This window comes from Bradyrhizobium sp. USDA 4461 (assembly GCF_054055655.1).
The window spans coordinates 8,308,756-8,324,959 of sequence record NZ_JBSRXM010000001.1 but is presented as its reverse complement, the minus strand read 5'-3'; the positions used below and the strand labels follow the sequence as shown (position 1 = coordinate 8,324,959).

14 protein-coding genes are annotated in these 16,204 nt (G+C 64.7%); 4 read left to right on the top strand and 10 right to left on the bottom strand.

Annotation, left to right across the window (positions count from 1 at the left end; genetic code table 11):
• Positions 1-32: 32 nt before the first annotated feature.
• The 5 genes from dxs to ACVINW_RS38860 all read right to left on the bottom strand — a co-directional run bounded on the left by dxs (position 33) and on the right by ACVINW_RS38860 (position 6,680).
• On the bottom strand, positions 33-1,961 hold the full coding sequence (gene dxs / locus ACVINW_RS38880) for a 1-deoxy-D-xylulose-5-phosphate synthase (protein WP_456756190.1): 1,929 nt from the start codon (positions 1,959-1,961) through the stop codon (positions 33-35).
• A 552-nt stretch (positions 1,962-2,513) separates the two neighbouring features.
• Positions 2,514-2,765 (bottom strand): exodeoxyribonuclease VII small subunit, encoded by a 252-nt coding sequence (locus ACVINW_RS38875; protein ID WP_028334494.1) that lies wholly within the window; start codon positions 2,763-2,765, stop codon positions 2,514-2,516.
• Between the two features lie 128 nt (positions 2,766-2,893).
• The gene (locus tag ACVINW_RS38870) at positions 2,894-3,820 is read right to left on the bottom strand and encodes a histone deacetylase family protein (protein WP_456756189.1); all 927 of its coding nucleotides are present in this window, start codon (positions 3,818-3,820) and stop codon (positions 2,894-2,896) included.
• 366 nt (positions 3,821-4,186) lie between these two features.
• Positions 4,187-5,857 (bottom strand): bifunctional metallophosphatase/5'-nucleotidase, encoded by a 1,671-nt coding sequence (locus ACVINW_RS38865; protein WP_456756188.1) that lies wholly within the window; start codon positions 5,855-5,857, stop codon positions 4,187-4,189.
• A 61-nt stretch (positions 5,858-5,918) separates the two neighbouring features.
• Complete coding sequence (locus ACVINW_RS38860) at positions 5,919-6,680, bottom strand: crotonase/enoyl-CoA hydratase family protein (protein ID WP_456756597.1); 762 nt, start codon at positions 6,678-6,680, stop codon at positions 5,919-5,921.
• A gap of 369 nt (positions 6,681-7,049) precedes the next feature.
• On the opposite strand from ACVINW_RS38860, the gene paoA reads away from it, so the two are divergent.
• Genes paoA through paoC form a run of 3 tightly spaced genes read left to right on the top strand, consistent with a single transcriptional unit; the run spans position 7,050 to position 10,881 of the window.
• Positions 7,050-7,691 (top strand): aldehyde dehydrogenase iron-sulfur subunit PaoA, encoded by a 642-nt coding sequence (paoA, locus tag ACVINW_RS38855; RefSeq protein ID WP_456756187.1) that lies wholly within the window; start codon positions 7,050-7,052, stop codon positions 7,689-7,691.
• Positions 7,688-8,638, top strand: coding sequence for an FAD binding domain-containing protein (locus ACVINW_RS38850; protein WP_456756186.1), 951 nt, complete (start codon positions 7,688-7,690; stop codon positions 8,636-8,638). The genes paoA and ACVINW_RS38850 overlap by 4 nt, the downstream gene beginning before the upstream one ends.
• A 41-nt stretch (positions 8,639-8,679) precedes the next feature.
• A complete protein-coding gene (gene paoC / locus ACVINW_RS38845; RefSeq protein ID WP_456756185.1) occupies positions 8,680-10,881 on the top strand; it encodes an aldehyde oxidoreductase molybdenum-binding subunit PaoC in 2,202 nt (733 codons plus the stop codon).
• On the opposite strand, the gene ACVINW_RS38840 is transcribed toward paoC, so the two are convergent.
• Together ACVINW_RS38840 and ACVINW_RS38835 are read right to left on the bottom strand one after the other, a co-directional pair.
• The gene (locus tag ACVINW_RS38840; RefSeq protein WP_456756184.1) at positions 10,878-11,606 is read right to left on the bottom strand and encodes an alpha/beta fold hydrolase; all 729 of its coding nucleotides are present in this window, start codon (positions 11,604-11,606) and stop codon (positions 10,878-10,880) included. The two genes, paoC and ACVINW_RS38840, sit on opposite strands and share 4 nt — an antisense overlap.
• 109 nt (positions 11,607-11,715) lie before the next feature.
• A complete protein-coding gene (locus ACVINW_RS38835) occupies positions 11,716-12,279 on the bottom strand; it encodes a DinB family protein (protein ID WP_456756183.1) in 564 nt (187 codons plus the stop codon).
• A gap of 143 nt (positions 12,280-12,422) precedes the next feature.
• Between ACVINW_RS38835 and ACVINW_RS38830 the strand changes: the two genes are divergently transcribed.
• A complete protein-coding gene (locus ACVINW_RS38830) occupies positions 12,423-13,145 on the top strand; it encodes a VOC family protein (protein ID WP_456756182.1) in 723 nt (240 codons plus the stop codon).
• Between the two features lie 85 nt (positions 13,146-13,230).
• Here ACVINW_RS38830 and ACVINW_RS38825 read toward each other — a convergent pair whose 3' ends face one another.
• Genes ACVINW_RS38825 through ACVINW_RS38815 form a run of 3 tightly spaced genes read right to left on the bottom strand, consistent with a single transcriptional unit; the run spans position 13,231 to position 15,864 of the window.
• Entirely contained in the window at positions 13,231-13,884 is a 654-nt protein-coding gene (locus ACVINW_RS38825; RefSeq protein ID WP_456756181.1) for a TadE/TadG family type IV pilus assembly protein, read from the bottom strand.
• Between the two features lie 12 nt (positions 13,885-13,896).
• Positions 13,897-14,442 carry a TadE/TadG family type IV pilus assembly protein gene (locus ACVINW_RS38820; protein WP_456756180.1) on the bottom strand — a complete coding sequence of 182 codons (546 nt, stop codon included), beginning with the start codon at positions 14,440-14,442 and terminating at the stop codon, positions 13,897-13,899.
• 18 nt (positions 14,443-14,460) lie between these two features.
• Positions 14,461-15,864, bottom strand: a complete 1,404-nt coding sequence (locus ACVINW_RS38815; protein WP_456756596.1) for a TadE/TadG family type IV pilus assembly protein — start codon at positions 15,862-15,864, stop codon at positions 14,461-14,463.
• Positions 15,865-16,204: the final 340 nt, after the last annotated feature.

The following is a 16,204-nucleotide window of genomic DNA, read 5'->3' as shown; positions in this document are numbered from 1 at the left end:
AGAACCGGAAGTCCTCGGGCCGCCCGGAACGATTACGCGAGCTTGACGGTCTCGGTCTTGTAGTCCTTGCCGAGGGTTTCGAACACCTTGGCAACGATGCTCTTGGCGTCGAGGCCGGCGCGGGCATACATCGCCGCCGGCGTGTCGTGATCGAGGAACACGTCGGGCAGGATCATCGAGCGGAACTTGAGCATGCCGCTGTCGAGCATCGCGTTGTCGGACAGGAACTGCATGACATGCGAGCCGAAGCCGCCGATCGAGCCTTCCTCGATCGTGATCAGGATCTCGTGGTCGCGGGCGAGCTTCATGATCATCTCTTCGTCGAGCGGCTTCATGAAGCGCGCGTCGGCGATGGTGGCGGAGAGGCCGTGGGCGGCGAGCTCGTCGGCGGCCTTCTCGCACTCGGCGAGGCGGGTGCCGAACGACAGCAGCGCGACCTTCTTGCCCTCGCGGATGATGCGGCCCTTGCCGATCGGCAGGGGAACGCCGACTTCCGGCATTTCGACGCCGCGGCCTTCGCCGCGCGGATAACGCAGCGCGCTCGGACGGTCGTTGATCGCAACCTGCGTCGCCACCATGTGCACCATCTCGGCCTCGTCGGCGGCCGCCATGATCACGAAGTTCGGCAGGCAGCCGAGATAGGCGTTGTCGAACGAACCGGCATGGGTCGCGCCGTCGGCGCCGACCAGGCCGGCGCGGTCGATCGCGAAGCGGACCGGCAGGCTCTGGATCGCGACGTCATGGACCACCTGGTCGTAGCCGCGCTGCAGGAAGGTCGAGTAGATCGCGCAGAACGGCTTGTAGCCTTCCGTGGCGAGGCCGGCGGCGAACGTCACCGCATGCTGCTCGGCGATGCCGACGTCGAAGGTGCGGTCGGGGAACGCCTTGTTGAAGATGTCGACGCCGGTGCCCGACGGCATCGCCGCGGTGATGGCGACGATCTTGTCGTCCTTCTGGGCTTCCTTGACCAGGCTCTGGCCGAACACGTTCTGGTAGGCCGGCGCATTCGGCTTGGCCTTGGCCTGGGTGCCGGTCGCGACGTCGAACTTGACCACGGCGTGGTACTTGTCGGCGGAGGCTTCGGCCGGGCCGTAGCCCTTGCCCTTCTGGGTCACGACGTGAACCAGGATCGGCCCGGTCTCCATGTCGCGGACGTTCTTCAGCACCGGCAGCAGATGGTCGAGGTTATGACCGTCGATCGGGCCGACGTAATAGAAGCCGAGTTCCTCGAACAGCGTGCCGCCGTCCATCATGAAGCCGCGGGAATATTCCTCGACGCGGTTGGCGCGGTTGGCGAGGATCTTCGGCAGGCGCTTGTTGATCTGCTTGGCGGCCTCGCGCAGCGAGCGGTAGGTCTTGCCCGAGTAGAGGCGCGACAGATAGGCGCTCATCGCGCCGACCGGCGGCGCGATCGACATGTCGTTGTCGTTGAGGATCACGATCAGGCGCGAGTTCATCGCGCCGGCATTGTTCATGGCCTCATAGGCCATGCCCGCTGACATCGCGCCGTCACCGATCACGGCGATAACGTTGTTCTTGCCGCCGGAGAGGTCGCGCGCCACGGCCATGCCGAGGCCGGCCGAGATCGAGGTGGAGGAGTGCGCGGCGCCGAACGGATCGTAGTCGCTCTCGGTTCGCTTGGTGAAGCCGGAGAGGCCGCCGCCGGTGCGCAGGGTGCGGATGCGGTCGCGGCGGCCGGTCAGGATCTTGTGGGGATAGGCCTGATGGCCGACGTCCCAGATCAGGCGGTCGCGCGGGGTGTCGAAGATGTAGTGGATGGCGGTGGTCAGCTCGACGACGCCGAGGCCGGCGCCGAAGTGGCCGCCGGTCACCGACACGGCATCGATGGTTTCCTGGCGGAGCTCGTCGGCAACCTGCCGCACCTGCTCGACCTTCAGCTTGCGCAGGTCATCGGGCGTGTGAATAGTGTCAAGAAGCGGCGTTTTACTAAATGTGGTCACAGCGAATTTCCAATTTTTGCCTGTCGGAACGAACCGCCCGACGCGAGATGGGTTGGCGCGCACATCGCGCAGCGAATGCCAGACATCGGGTGCCGCCCCGGCAGACCGTGCCTGGTTGTAAGCCTCAATTCACTCCGGATTGGACCACGTGATATGCATCACCTTGGTCGCTCTTCACCCGTCCCGGTTCAGTTTTGTCGAACCATTCGAGATGCATGCCGCCCGAAAAATTCGGGCCGCCGGCCACCCTCAAATGCCCATAGAACTGGAAGCATTACACCAAAGCTGTAGCCAAAGCCAACCCGATCGGGGGTGCAGGGTTCCTATGCGCCGCATTGAAAAACCTAGCCTTTTCAATGCCTGTGCCGGGTTCCGGTTCCACTTCGCCCATTTTTGCGGCAGCCGGACGGTCCGGATCGGCCTGATTCGCGGCCGCACCCGATCGCCGCGGTGAGCTCCGCGTCGTCACGGAATGCTGGAAACACGCAGCAACAATCGCCCGCCGTGGCGGACATCGTGTCGCACGATCGGAGGTGCGAAACGCCCGCGGCGCTACTGCACGTCGAGCGGCTCGGTGCCGGTCGGCTGGCCCGAGGCGTCGGTGGTGATCTTGTCGACGCGGGCTTCGGCCTGGCGCAGCAATTCCTCGCAGCGTCGCTTCAGCGCCTCACCGCGCTCGTAGATCGCAACCGATTCCTCAAGCGGGACCTTGCCGTCCTCGAGCCGCTTGACGATCGATTCGAGCTCCTCGATCGCGCGTTCGAAGGACAGCTTCTTGACGTCGGCTTGAGTGTTTTCGGCCATTCTTTGCGTTCCCGATTGCGTGGATCAGATCGCAACCTGATCTTGTCGTCCAAACATGACCCGTCGCAGGCCATGTTTGCCCCGGCGCAGAATCAATCGAATTTTTGCGGACGTATTGTGGCGGGTATTTACGCGCCCATCAATGCGGTGACATGAGATGCCACCGACTCTTTCAGGCCCTCGAGGTCGTAGCCGCCTTCCAGCACGGAGACGACCCGGCCGCCGGCGCTCTTGTCGGCAACATCCATCAGCTTGCGCGTGACCCAGCCGAAATCCTCAGCCGTGAGGTTGATCGAGGCCAGGGGATCGCGGTGATGCGCGTCGAAGCCTGCCGAAATCACGACAAGTTCGGGCGAGAATTTTTCGAGCTGCGGCAGGATCAGGTTCTCGAACGCGGCGCGGAACTTGGCGCCGCCGTCGCCCGGCGCCAGCGGCGCGTTGACGACGGTGTCGTGCTCGCCGCGTTCGCCCGAAGCGCCGGTGCCGGGGAATAACGGCATCTGGTGCGTCGAGCAGTACATCACGGTAGGGTCGGCCCAGAAGATATCCTGCGTGCCGTTGCCGTGATGGACGTCGAAATCGACGATCGCGGCGCGCTTGATGCCGTATTTGCGCTGCGCATGGCGGGCGGCGATCGCGACATTGTCGAAGAAGCAGAAGCCCATCGGCGTCGACTTCTCGGCATGATGTCCCGGCGGGCGCACCGCGACGAAGGCGTTCTGATGCTTGCCCTCCATCACCGCTTCGGTCGCGGCCACCGCGCCGCCGACGCCGCGCATCACGGCTTCCCAGGTGCCCGGCGACATCGAGGTGTCGCCGTCGATATAGATCATGCCCGAGGTCGGCGCGATGTGACGCAGCTCACCGACATAATGCTCGCCGTGGCAGAGCAGCACGGTGTCGAGGTCGCCCTCCGGCGCGAGGTCGCGCACCAGGGCCTTGAAGCGGTCCTCGCCGAGCACCTCGGCAACCGCGCGCAACCGGTCGGGGCGTTCGGGATGTCCGGGCGGGGTGAGATGGTTGAGGCAGGCGGTGTGCGTCAGAAGCAGTGTCATGCAAATTCCCGGCGCAATGGAGGCGCGTGCGAGGACGCATGATCCGGAAAAGTGCGCAGCGGTTTTCCGGACAAGATCATGCGCGAACGACCCCTAATCTAGGCCGTTAGCGGCGTTCCGGAAAGGGCCCGCCCTGAGCCGGTCCTCACCTTTTCGGGACAGCGACCGAACGCGGAGGCAAAGCCGAACTCATTCCACGTCATTGCGAGGAGCGACGCGACGAAGCAATCCATGCAGCCGCACGCGCGGATGGATTGATTGCTTCGCGGAGCCTGTCATCCGGCGGCGCCGCGCGCCGACCGGGTGGCTCGCAATGACGAAGGATGCAGGGGTGTTCCATGCCCGCACGTCTTTCAATTGATCCGCTTAATTGATCCGCTCGATCCGCTTTCCGGCCGCCGGGCCGACCGGGCTGTTGACCTTGAAGTACGCATAGAGCGCGTCGACGTCGTAGATGCCGAACTGCTGCGCTGTTCCTTGCTTGAATACGGTGAAGCCGTCGCCGCCTTCGGCGAGATAATTGTTCACGGTGACGCGGTAGCTCGCGGCCGGGTCGATCGGCTTGCCGTCGAGCGACATCCGCTCGGCGATGATGCGCGCGCCGTCGCCCTTGCTCGCATCCCATGCATAGCCAAAGCCCTTCGAGACCTGCAGGGCGCGCGGCCGTTTCGGGTCGGCCCATTGCTGCTCCAGCACGTCCTTGAGCTGCTTGCCGGTCAGCGTCATCGTCACAAGCTGGTTGCGGAACGGCTGGCTGGCGAAGATATCGGCATAGGTGACCGCGCCGTCCTCGCGCTTGACGATGTCGGTGCGCACGCCGCCGGGATTGGTGAAGGCGATCACCGCGCCGCCATTCGGCTCCGAAGCGGTCGCAGCGAGCTGCGCGTCGGCGACGATATCGCCGAGCACGCTCTCGCCGGTCTCGGTGGGCATACGCGATAGCGTTTCCGTGACCGAGCCGGCCGCGCGATTGGCGATCGGCGCGGCCAGCCGGTCATAGGATTCCAGGAGCGCGCTCTGCTCCGGATCCTTGGCCGTGCCGCCGATTTTCACGATGGTGTTGGCGGCCGTGGCGCTGATCACGTCACGGCTCTTCGGATCGAGCTTGAGATCGAATGCGGTGACCAGCGTGCCGTATTTGTCGCCCGATGTGACGAGACGTCCGTCGATCTCGCAGACATAGGCCTGGTGGGTATGGCCTGAGATCACGACGTCGACCGCGCGATCGAACTTCTTGACGATGTCGACGATCGGGCCGGAGATCCCTGGGCATTCATTGTAGTCGCCGGTCGGGAAGCCGCCCTCATGGATCAGCACCACGATGGCCTCGACGCCCTTGGCCTTCAGCTCAGGGACCAGCGCATTGACGGTGTCGGCCTCGTCGTGGAAGTCGAGGCTGGCGACGCCGGCCGGTGACACCAGGTTCGGGGTGTTCTTCAGCGTCAGCCCGATGAAGGCCACCGGAATGCCGTCGAATTCCTTGATCTCGTAGGGCGGAAAAACCGTCTTGCCGGTGCTCTTGTCGAAGGTGCTCGCCGCCAGATAATGGAATTTGGCCCCTAGGAAGGGATGCGGGCCCCGGCACTGGTCGACCGGGTGACAGCCGCCATTCTGCATCCGCAGCAACTCGTCCTTGCCCTCGTCGAATTCGTGATTGCCGACCGAGGAGATCGCAAGCCCCATCATCGAGAGCGACTCGATGGTCGGCTCGTCATGAAACATCGCCGACAAGAACGGGCTCGCGCCGATCAGGTCGCCGGCGGCGACGAAGATGTTGTTCTTGTGTCCGTCGCGCAACTGCTTGACGACGGTCGCCATCCGCTCGGAACCCCCGGCGGGCACCATGATCTTCTTGGTCGCGTCGGCGGGATCGGTGATGCGGATGCCGCCCGGCGGCGGCCGCAGGTAGCCGTGGAAGTCGTTGATCGCGAGAACGCGCAAGTCGACCGGCGCTGCGCCCTGCGCCAGGCAGGGACTTGCTGCGGCGAGGCCAAGCGCGAAGAACGCGGCGAGGGGCGTGAGGCGGGGCTGTCTCATGACCTGTCCATGGAGCACACGATCATGGCGCGACGCCACTACAATTTTGCGACGCTTCGTTTCAATCCTTCGCGCGCGCCATGAACGCCTTGAAGGCGGCGATCGCCTCGTTGGAGCGCATCCGCTCGCTGAACAAATGGTTCTCCTGCTCGATGCGGCGGGTGACGTCCTCCGGCGGCAGCCGGATCAGGCGCCGCGAGGTCGCCACCGCCTCGGCCGGCAGCGCGCAGATCTCGCGCGCCACCTTGTGCGCCTCGACCTCGGCATGTCCCGGCGCCACCACGGTGTTGACGAAGCCGGCGACGCGGGCGTCGTCGGCCGACATGGTGCGGCCCATCACCAGCATCGCAAACGCCCGCTGGTGGCCCATCATCCGCGGCATCAACAGGCTGGAAGCGCCTTCCGGCACCAGCCCGAAATTGGAGAACGGCGTCGAGAACAGCGCGGTCTTGCTCGCCAGCACGTAGTCGCAGTGAAACAACATGGTGGTGCCGATGCCCATCGCGACGCCGTCGACGGCGGCGATGATCGGCTTCACATTGTGGGCCAGCGAATACAGGAACTTGACCAGGTCCGAGGCGGGCGGCGTGTCGCCGGTCGAGGTGCCCTGCGCGAGCAAATCCTCGATGTCGTTGCCCGCAGTGAACACGCCGGAGCCGCCGGTGATGATCAGGCAGCGGATCTTCGGATTGTTCTGCGCCTTGTCGACCGCATCGCTGATCGCGCGAAACATCTCCTGGGTGATCGCGTTCTTCTTCTCGGGCCTGCGCAGCCGGATCACGCGTGTGGCGGCTTCGTCGGTCACTATGACATGCGCGGTCATCAAGCGGTCCCAGGGTCGGCCGGCGTCGTCGCCGGGCGGAAGCATGCCGCCATCCTACATGATCCGGTGCAAGCCCCAAGGGCTCTAGGCCGCTTTTCCCGGTAGGCGAGCATGAGAACGGCGCAATGCAGTTAACCGGATTTCCGCGACTGCGGGCGGGGACGTTGGTCGTAGGCCGGTCTCGCGTGGTGAGGCCGAGGGGCCGCGCCATAATGGCGCAGTGGCGGCCGGCCTGCGGCGGCGTACCGCGCTCTCGACGAGTTTAAGTTCGGGCGAGAAACATTCCGCTGCCCGCAGCATTCCCCTCAGGTCCAGCCGGAGCCGACCCGGTGGTTCCGCGCTCGGCCGATGCGTGAGGAGGAGAGCGGCATGCAGATCTCCGGACATTTGGAACTATCCCGGCGCCATCTGTTGATTGTCGGAGCCGCCTCGCTGGCAGCGTCGTCGATCGCAACGCCGCCGCCCGCAGCTGCCCAATCTGCCCCAACCGGAGCGCCCGTGATGACGCGAGTATCCTTTGACGTGAACGGCGAAACCCATCAGCTCGAGCTCGACACCAGGACCACGCTGCTCGATGCCCTGCGCGAGCACCTGCATCTGACCGGTACCAAAAAAGGCTGCGACCACGGTCAATGCGGAGCATGCACGGTGATCGTCGATGGGCGGCGGATCAATTCCTGCCTGACGCTGGCCGTGATGCATCAGGGCGACGAGATCACCACGATTGAAGGTCTCGGCACGCCGGACGGGTTGCATCCGTTGCAGGCGGCGTTCGTCGAGCACGATGGCTACCAATGCGGCTATTGCACACCGGGGCAGATTTGCTCGGCGGTCGCGGTGCTGGCCGAGGTCAAGGCCGGGATCCCCAGCCATGTCACCGATGACCTCAATGCGCCGGTGCGATTGACCAATGCCGAACTCCGCGAGCGCATGAGCGGCAACATCTGCCGCTGCGGCGCCTATTCCAACATCGCCGAGGCGATCAGCGAGGTCGCCGGGAGGAGCGCATGAGATCATTCAGCTATGAGCGCGCGACTTCGCCGCGCGACGCGGCCGCCGCAGCTGCCGACACCGCGCACGCGAAATTCATCGCCGGCGGCACCAATCTGCTCGACCTGATGAAGCTCGAGATCGAGACGCCGGCGCACCTGATCGACGTCAATGACCTCGCGCTCGACCGGATCGAGGAGACCGCGGACGGCGGCTTGCGCATCGGTGCGCTGGTGCGCAACACCGATCTCGCCGCGGATCGGCGCGTGCGGCGTGACTATGGCGTGTTGTCGCGCGCGCTGCTCGCCGGTGCCTCCGGCCAGTTGCGCAACAAAGCGACCACCGCCGGCAATCTGTTGCAGCGGACGCGCTGTCCGTACTTCTATGACACCAATCTGCCCTGCAACAAGCGCAAGCCCGGCAGCGGCTGCGCCGCGATCGGCGGCTTCAGCCGCCAGCATGCGGTCGTCGGTGCGAGCGACGCCTGTATCGCGACCCACCCGAGCGACATGGCGGTGGCGATGCGCGCGCTCGACGCTGTGGTCGAGACGGTGCGGCCCGATGGCACCACGCGCAGCATCCCGATCGCCGCGTTGCATCGTCTGCCCGGCGACAGCCCAGAGCTCGAGACCACTCTGGAGTCCGGCGAATTGATCACGGCGGTGACGCTGCCCAAACCGATCGGCGGCACGCAGGCCTATCGCAAGGTCCGCGACCGCGCCTCTTACGCCTTCGCATTGGTCTCGGTCGCTGCGATCGTGCAGCGCGACGGCAGTGGCCGCGTCGCGCTCGGCGGCGTCGCGCACAAGCCATGGCGCGTCGAGGCGGCGGAGTCGGAATTGCCAAATGGTGCCAAGGCCGTCACCGCACGGCTGTTCGCCGATGCAAAACCGACCAAGGACAATGCGTACAAGCTGCCGCTCGCCGAGCGGACGCTGGCAGCGGTGCTGCGCGAGGCCAGAGCCTGAGACAGGCTTGAAATGAAGGTTTGACATAAGGGCTTAAGATCATGCGTTTTGAACATCCCGCCACCTTCAATCCGATCGACCAGCTCAAGGTGGTCGGCCATCCGACCAACCGGATCGAGGGGCCGCTGAAGACCACCGGCACTGCGACCTACGCCTATGAGCGGCACGAATTCGAAGCGAACCAGGCTTATGGCTACGTAATCGGATCGGCGATCGGCAAAGGTCGGATCGGCTCGATCGATCTCGAGGCCGCGAAGGCTGCGCCCGGCGTGCTCACCATCGTCACATCGGACAACGCCGGCAAGCTCGGCAAGGGCGAGCGCAACGCGGCGCCGCTGCTCGGCGGGCCGGAGATCGCGCATTACCACCAGGCCGTCGCCATCGTCGTCGCTGGAACCTTCGAGCAGGCGCGCGCCGCCGCGCAACTGGTCCGGATCGACTACGTCAAGGGCGACGGCCGGTTCGATCTCGCCGCGGAGCGCGACAAGGCTGAGACGCCGGATCCGAAGATCGGCGGCCCGGCCGATACCGCCGTCGGCGATTTCGCCGCTGCCTTCGCCGCTGCGCCGGTGCAACTCGACGCCACCTACACCACGCCCGATCAGGGCCACGCGATGATGGAGCCGCACGCGTCGGTCGCGGCGTGGGACGGCGACAAGCTCACGGTCTGGACCTCCAACCAGATGATCGCCTGGGGCGCGGAGGATCTGGCGAAGACGCTTGGCATCCCCAGGGAGAATGTCCGCCTGGTGTCGCCCTATATCGGCGGCGGCTTCGGCGGAAAACTGTTCCTGCGCGCCGACGTCCTGCTCGCAGCACTCGGTGCCCGCGCGGCCGGCCGTCCGGTCAAGGTCGCGCTGCAACGTCCACTGATGTTCAACAACACCACCCATCGTCCCGGCACCATCCAGCGCATCCGCATCGGCGCCGAGCGCGACGGCAAGATCACCGCGATCGGTCATGAAAGCTGGTCCGGCAACGTCAAGGACGGCGAGCCCGAGATGGCGGTGAGCCAGACCCGGCTGCTCTATGCCGGCGCCAACCGGATGACGGCGACGCGGCTCGCCGCGCTCGATCTCCCCGAAGGCAACGCGATGCGCGCGCCGGGAGAAGCCTCCGGCATGATGGCGCTCGAGATCGCGATCGACGAGCTCGCCGATGAGCTCGGCATCGATCCGGTCGCGCTGCGCATCGCCAATGACACCCAGGTCGATCCGGAGCACCCGCAGCGGCACTTTTCGCAGCGGCAGCTCGTGCAGTGCCTGAACGCGGGTGCAGCGCGGTTCGGCTGGAGCAAGCGCAATCCGAAACCGGGCCAGGTTCGCGACGGGCGCTGGCTGGTCGGCATGGGCGTTGCTGCGGCCTTCCGCAACAATCTCGTCACCAAATCGGCGGCCCGCGTCCGCCTCGACCGGCAGGGAAGGGTGACGGTCGAGACCGACATGACCGACATCGGCACCGGCTCCTACACCATCATCGCGCAGACGGCGGCCGAGATGATGGGCGTCCCGCTGGAGCAGGTCGTGGTGCGGCTCGGCGATTCGGATTTTCCGGTGTCGTGCGGCTCGGGCGGGCAGTGGGGCGGCAACAATTCCACCGCCGGCGTCTATGCAGCCTGCACCAGGCTGCGGGAGACCATTGCGCAGAAGCTCGGATTCAACTCCGAAGAAGCGGTGTTCGCCGACGGCGCGGTCCGCTCGGGCAATCGCACCGTGCCGCTGGCGCAGGCCGCCGGCGCGGGTGACCTGGTGGCGGAGGATGCCATCGAATATGGCGATCTCGCCAAGACCTACCAGCAATCGACTTTCGGCGCGCATTTCGTCGAGGTCGGCGTCGATGCCGACACGGCGGAGATCCGCGTCCGGCGGATGCTGGCGGTGTGCGCCGCGGGCCGCATCCTCAATCCGAAGGCGGCGCGCAGCCAGGTGATCGGCGCAATGACGATGGGCGTCGGCGCCGCGCTGATGGAGGATCTCGTGGTCGACAAGCGGCACGGCCTGTTCGTCAATCACGACCTCGCCGGCTATGAGGTGCCGGTCCACGCCGACATCCCGCATCAGGACATGATCTTCCTCGACGAGACCGATCCGATCTCGTCGCCGATGAAGGCCAAGGGTGTCGCCGAGCTCGGCATCTGCGGCGTCGCCGCCGCGGTCGCCAATGCGGTCCACAACGCGACCGGCGTGCGGGTGCGCGACTACCCGATCACGCTCGACAAGCTGCTCGTAGGGATGCCGGTCTAGCCGCGTCCGACGAACGAGCCGATGCCGCGGCCGATCGCGGCGCCGTGCTGAAACAATGCGCCGAGATGATCGCCGGGGACCGACATCGCGTACAGGCCGTTCTCTGCGGCAAAGCGCTGCATCGGCGCGTGCGGTCCGTCGTCCTGCCCGTTCCACAGCAGCACCGGCACGCGCGACGACAGCACGGCGTCCCTGGCACCGTCGACCTGGCCGAGCGCATTGAAGCAGGCGCGCACTCCGCCTTCGAGATCGGACGTTACCCATTCGGCGAGCTCCGGCACGGTGCGGCGGGCGAAGGTGATGAAGGCGGCATAAGTCAGCGGCCCGGCATTGCCGCGCGGCAATCCGGTGAGAAAATCCCAGCCGCCGATCGAAAGCGATGCCAGCCGCGCCGGGAAAAACCGGGCAACGCCGACCGCAACCCAGCCGCCCATCGAATGTCCGACCACATGGGCGCGCTCGCCGCCGAGATCGTCGATCACGGCGACGATGTCGCCGGCGCGCTGTTCCTGATCGTAAAGTTCGGGATCGGCGGGCTTGTCGCTCGCGCCGTGTCCGAGCGAGTCGACGCAGACGACGCGAAAGCGATCGGCAAGCGCGTCGACCACGCCGCATTGCTTCCAGCTTGCGGCGTCGAGCAGCAGGCCGTGTTGCAGCACGATCAGCGGCCCGGATCCCTCGACGGTGTAATGGATACGTTGGCCCCGATGATTGGCGAAAGGCATAGATGGAGTTCCCCACGTTTCACCAGAGGTGAGCGTGGAGATGGGCGACTTCAAGGCCCCGTTTAGATCGGGAACCGTTGCCATTGCGCGATCGCGGACGGAACCGCGCTCAGCCGCCCCACACGGCGGCTTCCGTCCATCCGAGCTCCTTGAACGCGGCCGCGCGCAGCGGGGCTTCGCCGGCGGCGAAGAATTCGTCGAGCTGCGGCGGCTTCACCGTGGTTTCGGACAGCATCGCGTGGGCCTGGCCGCGATGATGGATCTGGTGTTGAAACAGATGCATCAACAGGCGGTCGCGCCGGTCGGTCTGCACGGATGTGTCGCGATTGACCTTGACCAATTCGTCGAGCCGCTCAGCCGTCAGCGCATCGCAGTGGGCGATCAGCCGCTGGTCGACCGCGCGCTGCGCGCTCTTCAACGCGGCGACCGCGGGGTAAGGCACTTCGTTCGCCCACGCCTTTGGCCCGAGCCAGCCGCCTTCGAGCGCGTCGACATAGAACAGATCGATGACATGGATGTGGTTCAGCGTCGCCTGCAGGCTCGGGAAGAACCCGGTGCGCGCCGCGGCGAACTCCGCCTGGCTGAGTTCACCGCAGGCCGTCAGCAGGCGATGGTTGGCCCAGGCATTGTTGTAGGCAAAAGCGCGAAAGGTCTGAACCAGGCCTGCTGGCATATCGGTCCTCGCTGATTGACTGTGTCAGGCGGTCGCAGCGGCCAGGCGGCCGACCCGCGATAGTGATCGTGGTGCTTGCGTTGGTGACCTGATCCTCGCATAGCTGGCCCATCGTGGTGCACTTCATCCGAGGACAGCAGCAGATGCAACTGGCAAAGACGGTGATCGACATCGGCCTCTCCTCGAACCATCTCGAGCCGATGCTTCGTTTCTGGCAGCAGGACGCCGGCCTTCGCTTCGACCATGTGCAGCCGATCCGTCGTGGGCAGAAGCAGTACCGACACGACGCGCATGGTTCGGTGATCAAGCTCAATCATCATGTCGAGCCGCTGCCGGATGCGCCGCCGAGCGGCTATCGCGAGCTGATCGTTGCGCGCGAGGGCGTCGCGGCGCCGCAGCGCATGGTCGACCCAGACGGCGCCCGGATTTGCCTGGTGGCACCCGGACATGACGGCATCTCGCAGATCGCGGTCCTGATGGCGGTGCGCGACCTTGCCGCGCACCGCAGGTTCTACGGCGAGCTCCTCGGCTTTGCCGAGCAATCGTGGTCGGGCGGCCCGGCGTTTCGCCTTGGCGACAGCCTGATCCTGCTCACGGAAGATCGTGCCGCGACCGTCGATCCGGTCCGGTCGGCGCGCGGCTGGCGCTATATCACGCTGCAGGTCGCCGACATCGACGCGGTGCATCACGCGCTGCGCGCCAAGGGCGTGCGCGAGGGCCTTGCGCCGGTGACGCTCGGCGAGGTCGCACGGATTTCCATGATCCTCGATCCCGACGGCAACTGGATCGAACTGTCCCGCCGCGCGTCGATCGTCGGCAGCCTGACCGACCACAAGGCGCCGCGGCCGGACGCGACTTCAGTCTAGCTCGCGGACATTGCCCGCGGGCCGTCGGCGTGGCTGGAGTGTCGGACTTCCCGAGAGCAGAGGTTGTCAGGCCGCTATCAGGCCATTAGCAGCTCTTCTGTTGCAGATGCTGGATGCAGGTACATGTCGTCGAGGCCGTCAGCTTGACGTCATAGTACGGAAAGTTCGCGTTGGCGGGGCTGTTGGTCGAGCAGCGCGGGAACAGGTAATAGCTGTCCGCGAGCGTCAAGGTCCCGCTGATGGTGAAGCCGAGGTGGGGTGTGTAGCCGTACGACACTTCGCCCAGGACAAACGAGACATTGTAGTTCTGTGTCCCGGTGAGCGACGCAGGCAACGTGATTTTCTGCCCGACCGGCCGTCCCGTGCCGTAGCTCGCTCCATTGTACGATTCGCTCCACTGCACCGTCGCGTTGCCGTTGTTGTCGGTGGAGACGCCGGAAACGGTAATCGTGGTGACCGAGCTGCCGTTGGCGGTTGTTGGATACGGCGCGAGAATCGCGGTCGAAGCGCCGAGGATGTTCTGCAGCTGGGTCGCGCTGACCTGGGTGTTCTGCGAGACCATGTCGGCGACCGAATGAGCGGCCGCGGTGACCTTGACGTTGATGGCCATGCCATTGGCGAGCTCGATGCCGCCGACATAGAGCAGCAGCATGAAAGGCAATATCATGGCGAACTCGATCGCGGCCAGGGCCTCGGTGTCGATCCAGAACTTCCGCACGCGAAATGACGGGGGTCTCATGAAAATCACCTGTTACGAAGATGGCTCGTTCTGGAAGGCGGCGGTCGCCAGGATCAACCGCGTGTTGTTCGGCTGATTTGAAAGATTGAATCCGAGTGGTCCGAGGAAGACCGGCCACAAATACATCACCCGGACCACGACGATGTCTCCGGCGTTGCCCGGATTGAATTGCATGTTGTTGACGTTGCCCTGGCTGTCATACGTCGGAACGAGAGCCGAGGTATCGGCGCTCGACCAGCTGCTCGCGACCCGCACGTCGACGAATATCTTGCTGCAGGTGAACAGGACGGTGACCTGATTGCAGACGGTCTGGTGAAAGGCGGCCTGTGTCGCTTGTGCCGATTGGGTCTGCCCGGTCAGGATTTGGCGGCTCGATTGCTGCACTACGGATTCGAGCAATTCCTGCGCAAAAAAGACGAGAAACGTCTGCAGGATCGCGATAAGGAGCGCGATAAAGGGCGCCGCGACCAGCGCGAACTCGACCGCGGTGGCGCCCCGGCAATCCCTGACGAATCCGGCAGAGCGATATCGATGTTGTCTTGCCAATGCGAGTGTCACGTGGGTCTCGGCGCTTTGTTACTGCGTGAGGCTGGCTGTGCTTGAGGCGACCTTGATGAACAAGTCCGTCAACGCCGTGGAGATGTCGCCGCCGGTTTGAACATCGGAGAAAAGGCCGGGCGAGGCGCATGCTTGCAGGTTCTGCGCGATCTGGCCGGTTGAGGAGGATGGATTGTTGAATTGGGCGATGTGACCCGTGTACCAACTGTCGGTCGGAAGTTGCAGATACTCGGTGTAGAGGATCGCGATCCGGATGCCCCGGTTCTTGATCGTCGTGCACATCGTGGTGTCGAGCGGCTGCTGGCATCGATAGCTGGAGCCCACCGCCTGCAGCGTCGCGTTGGCGTTGCAGGACGAGCTGAGGGCAACGATCTTGTCGTCGACGCCGTCAGTGACGAGGAAGACGACTTCCTGCGGCGTATCTCCCGATTGATTGCTGCCAAGACCGGGGTTGGGCATCAGGTTGTTGACGCTGGTCAGCGCGTTCTCGATGTCCGTGCCATAGTCGGTGCTGCAGCTTCCCGAGATCACGCAGTTCTGGTGATCGACCGTCATCAGCTGAATGTTCGAGATGGCCTGCCCGGCCGTGGACGGGCTGGTCGGCGACTGCAGCGTGTTGAAGTTGTAGTCGAAGGTGTAGAGGCCCGCCTTGTAGGTGGTGTTGTTCAAGGCCGACATGCATTGCATGACGCCGCCCGACACGCTGGTCTGCGGGCAGTTCGACCATGACACGAGCAGCTGATTGACGGCATTCACCACGAGATCGATGCGCAAGGTGACGCCTTTGTTGCGCGCGATTGTCAGGTTGTCGACGCTCGAGGACTTGGCACCCGAGTCGAGGTTGGGATGCGTCTCGTGGCAGGCGAAGCCGCAGTTTTGCGAAGCCGACGGCTGCGCGGATGTGTACGAGATGAGGTTGTTGATGTCGGTCTGCGTCGCGCCGATCGCCATCGAGGGCGAGTCGTCGAGCACCAGATAGAAATTCATGTTGGGCGCGCTTGCCGCCTTCGCGGTCGAACTGCCGTTGATCGGCCAGGCCGCACTGCGCAGCAGGGTGCCGAAATTGTTGATCGATGCGGCGCTATACGAGACCGTCACGGTACGTTGCAGGCCGGAGTCGACGATGTTGATTGTCGGTGACGGGGCCGAGGTCAAGCCCGACATGCTGTTGGCGGTCGATGCGAAGACGGCGGCGGCCGCAGCCTTTGCCGTCGAATCCGTTTGCAGCAGCATCGCGGGCCTGACGGCTGCAATGGCGGCCGCGTCCGCCGCGGCATCCAGCTGGTTCTTCTTGCGCAGCGCCTGCGTGTAGTCCGTCGCCATCCCCAGCAGATAGATCAGCGGCACGGTCGCGAGCGCGAAGATGATCGCAACGTTGCCCCGGCGGTCTGTGGCGAAGCGATACAACCCGAAGCGCATCATGAACTTCATCTTCCACTATCGGTTTCAATAAAGCGATTTGCGGCAAACTCTGAGCGGCCGGAGGTATCCGGTGCTGTCAGAAGTTCTGAGGATGAAGCTCTTAAGCAATGCTTACGCACCCATATGAATCTCTATGGGGTCATAAAAATCTTTGCGTCGATGCGTGCGAGTGCAAAGTTTTTCGGCATCGGCTTACACGAAACTTACGGTGAGCTGACGCGAGGCTTACTGCGCTGCTGTTTGCGGATATTCGAACCGACGCGGTTCGTGCGCATTACTACTGGTTTCGCTGGCGGCCGGTGCAGGGGTGACCAAGGGGCGTTGCCGGTTCGACGGCGGT

Bases quoted from the DNA above. Each gene is read 5' to 3' on its own strand.
- paoA (WP_456756187.1), top strand. From the start codon at position 7,050: ATGCAGATCTCCGGACATTTGGAACTATCCCGGCGCCATCTGTTGATT.
- paoC (WP_456756185.1), top strand. From the start codon at position 8,680: ATGCGTTTTGAACATCCCGCCACCTTCAATCCGATCGACCAGCTCAAG.
- ACVINW_RS38870 (WP_456756189.1), bottom strand. From the start codon at position 3,820: ATGACACTGCTTCTGACGCACACCGCCTGCCTCAACCATCTCACCCCG.
- ACVINW_RS38825 (WP_456756181.1), bottom strand. From the start codon at position 13,884: ATGAGACCCCCGTCATTTCGCGTGCGGAAGTTCTGGATCGACACCGAG.
- ACVINW_RS38840 (WP_456756184.1), bottom strand. From the start codon at position 11,606: ATGCCTTTCGCCAATCATCGGGGCCAACGTATCCATTACACCGTCGAG.
- ACVINW_RS38830 (WP_456756182.1), top strand. From the start codon at position 12,423: ATGCAACTGGCAAAGACGGTGATCGACATCGGCCTCTCCTCGAACCAT.
- ACVINW_RS38865 (WP_456756188.1), bottom strand. From the start codon at position 5,857: ATGAGACAGCCCCGCCTCACGCCCCTCGCCGCGTTCTTCGCGCTTGGC.
- ACVINW_RS38850 (WP_456756186.1), top strand. From the start codon at position 7,688: ATGAGATCATTCAGCTATGAGCGCGCGACTTCGCCGCGCGACGCGGCC.
- ACVINW_RS38815 (WP_456756596.1), bottom strand. From the start codon at position 15,864: ATGATGCGCTTCGGGTTGTATCGCTTCGCCACAGACCGCCGGGGCAAC.
- ACVINW_RS38875 (WP_028334494.1), bottom strand. From the start codon at position 2,765: ATGGCCGAAAACACTCAAGCCGACGTCAAGAAGCTGTCCTTCGAACGC.
- ACVINW_RS38860 (WP_456756597.1), bottom strand. From the start codon at position 6,680: ATGACCGCGCATGTCATAGTGACCGACGAAGCCGCCACACGCGTGATC.
- ACVINW_RS38835 (WP_456756183.1), bottom strand. From the start codon at position 12,279: ATGCCAGCAGGCCTGGTTCAGACCTTTCGCGCTTTTGCCTACAACAAT.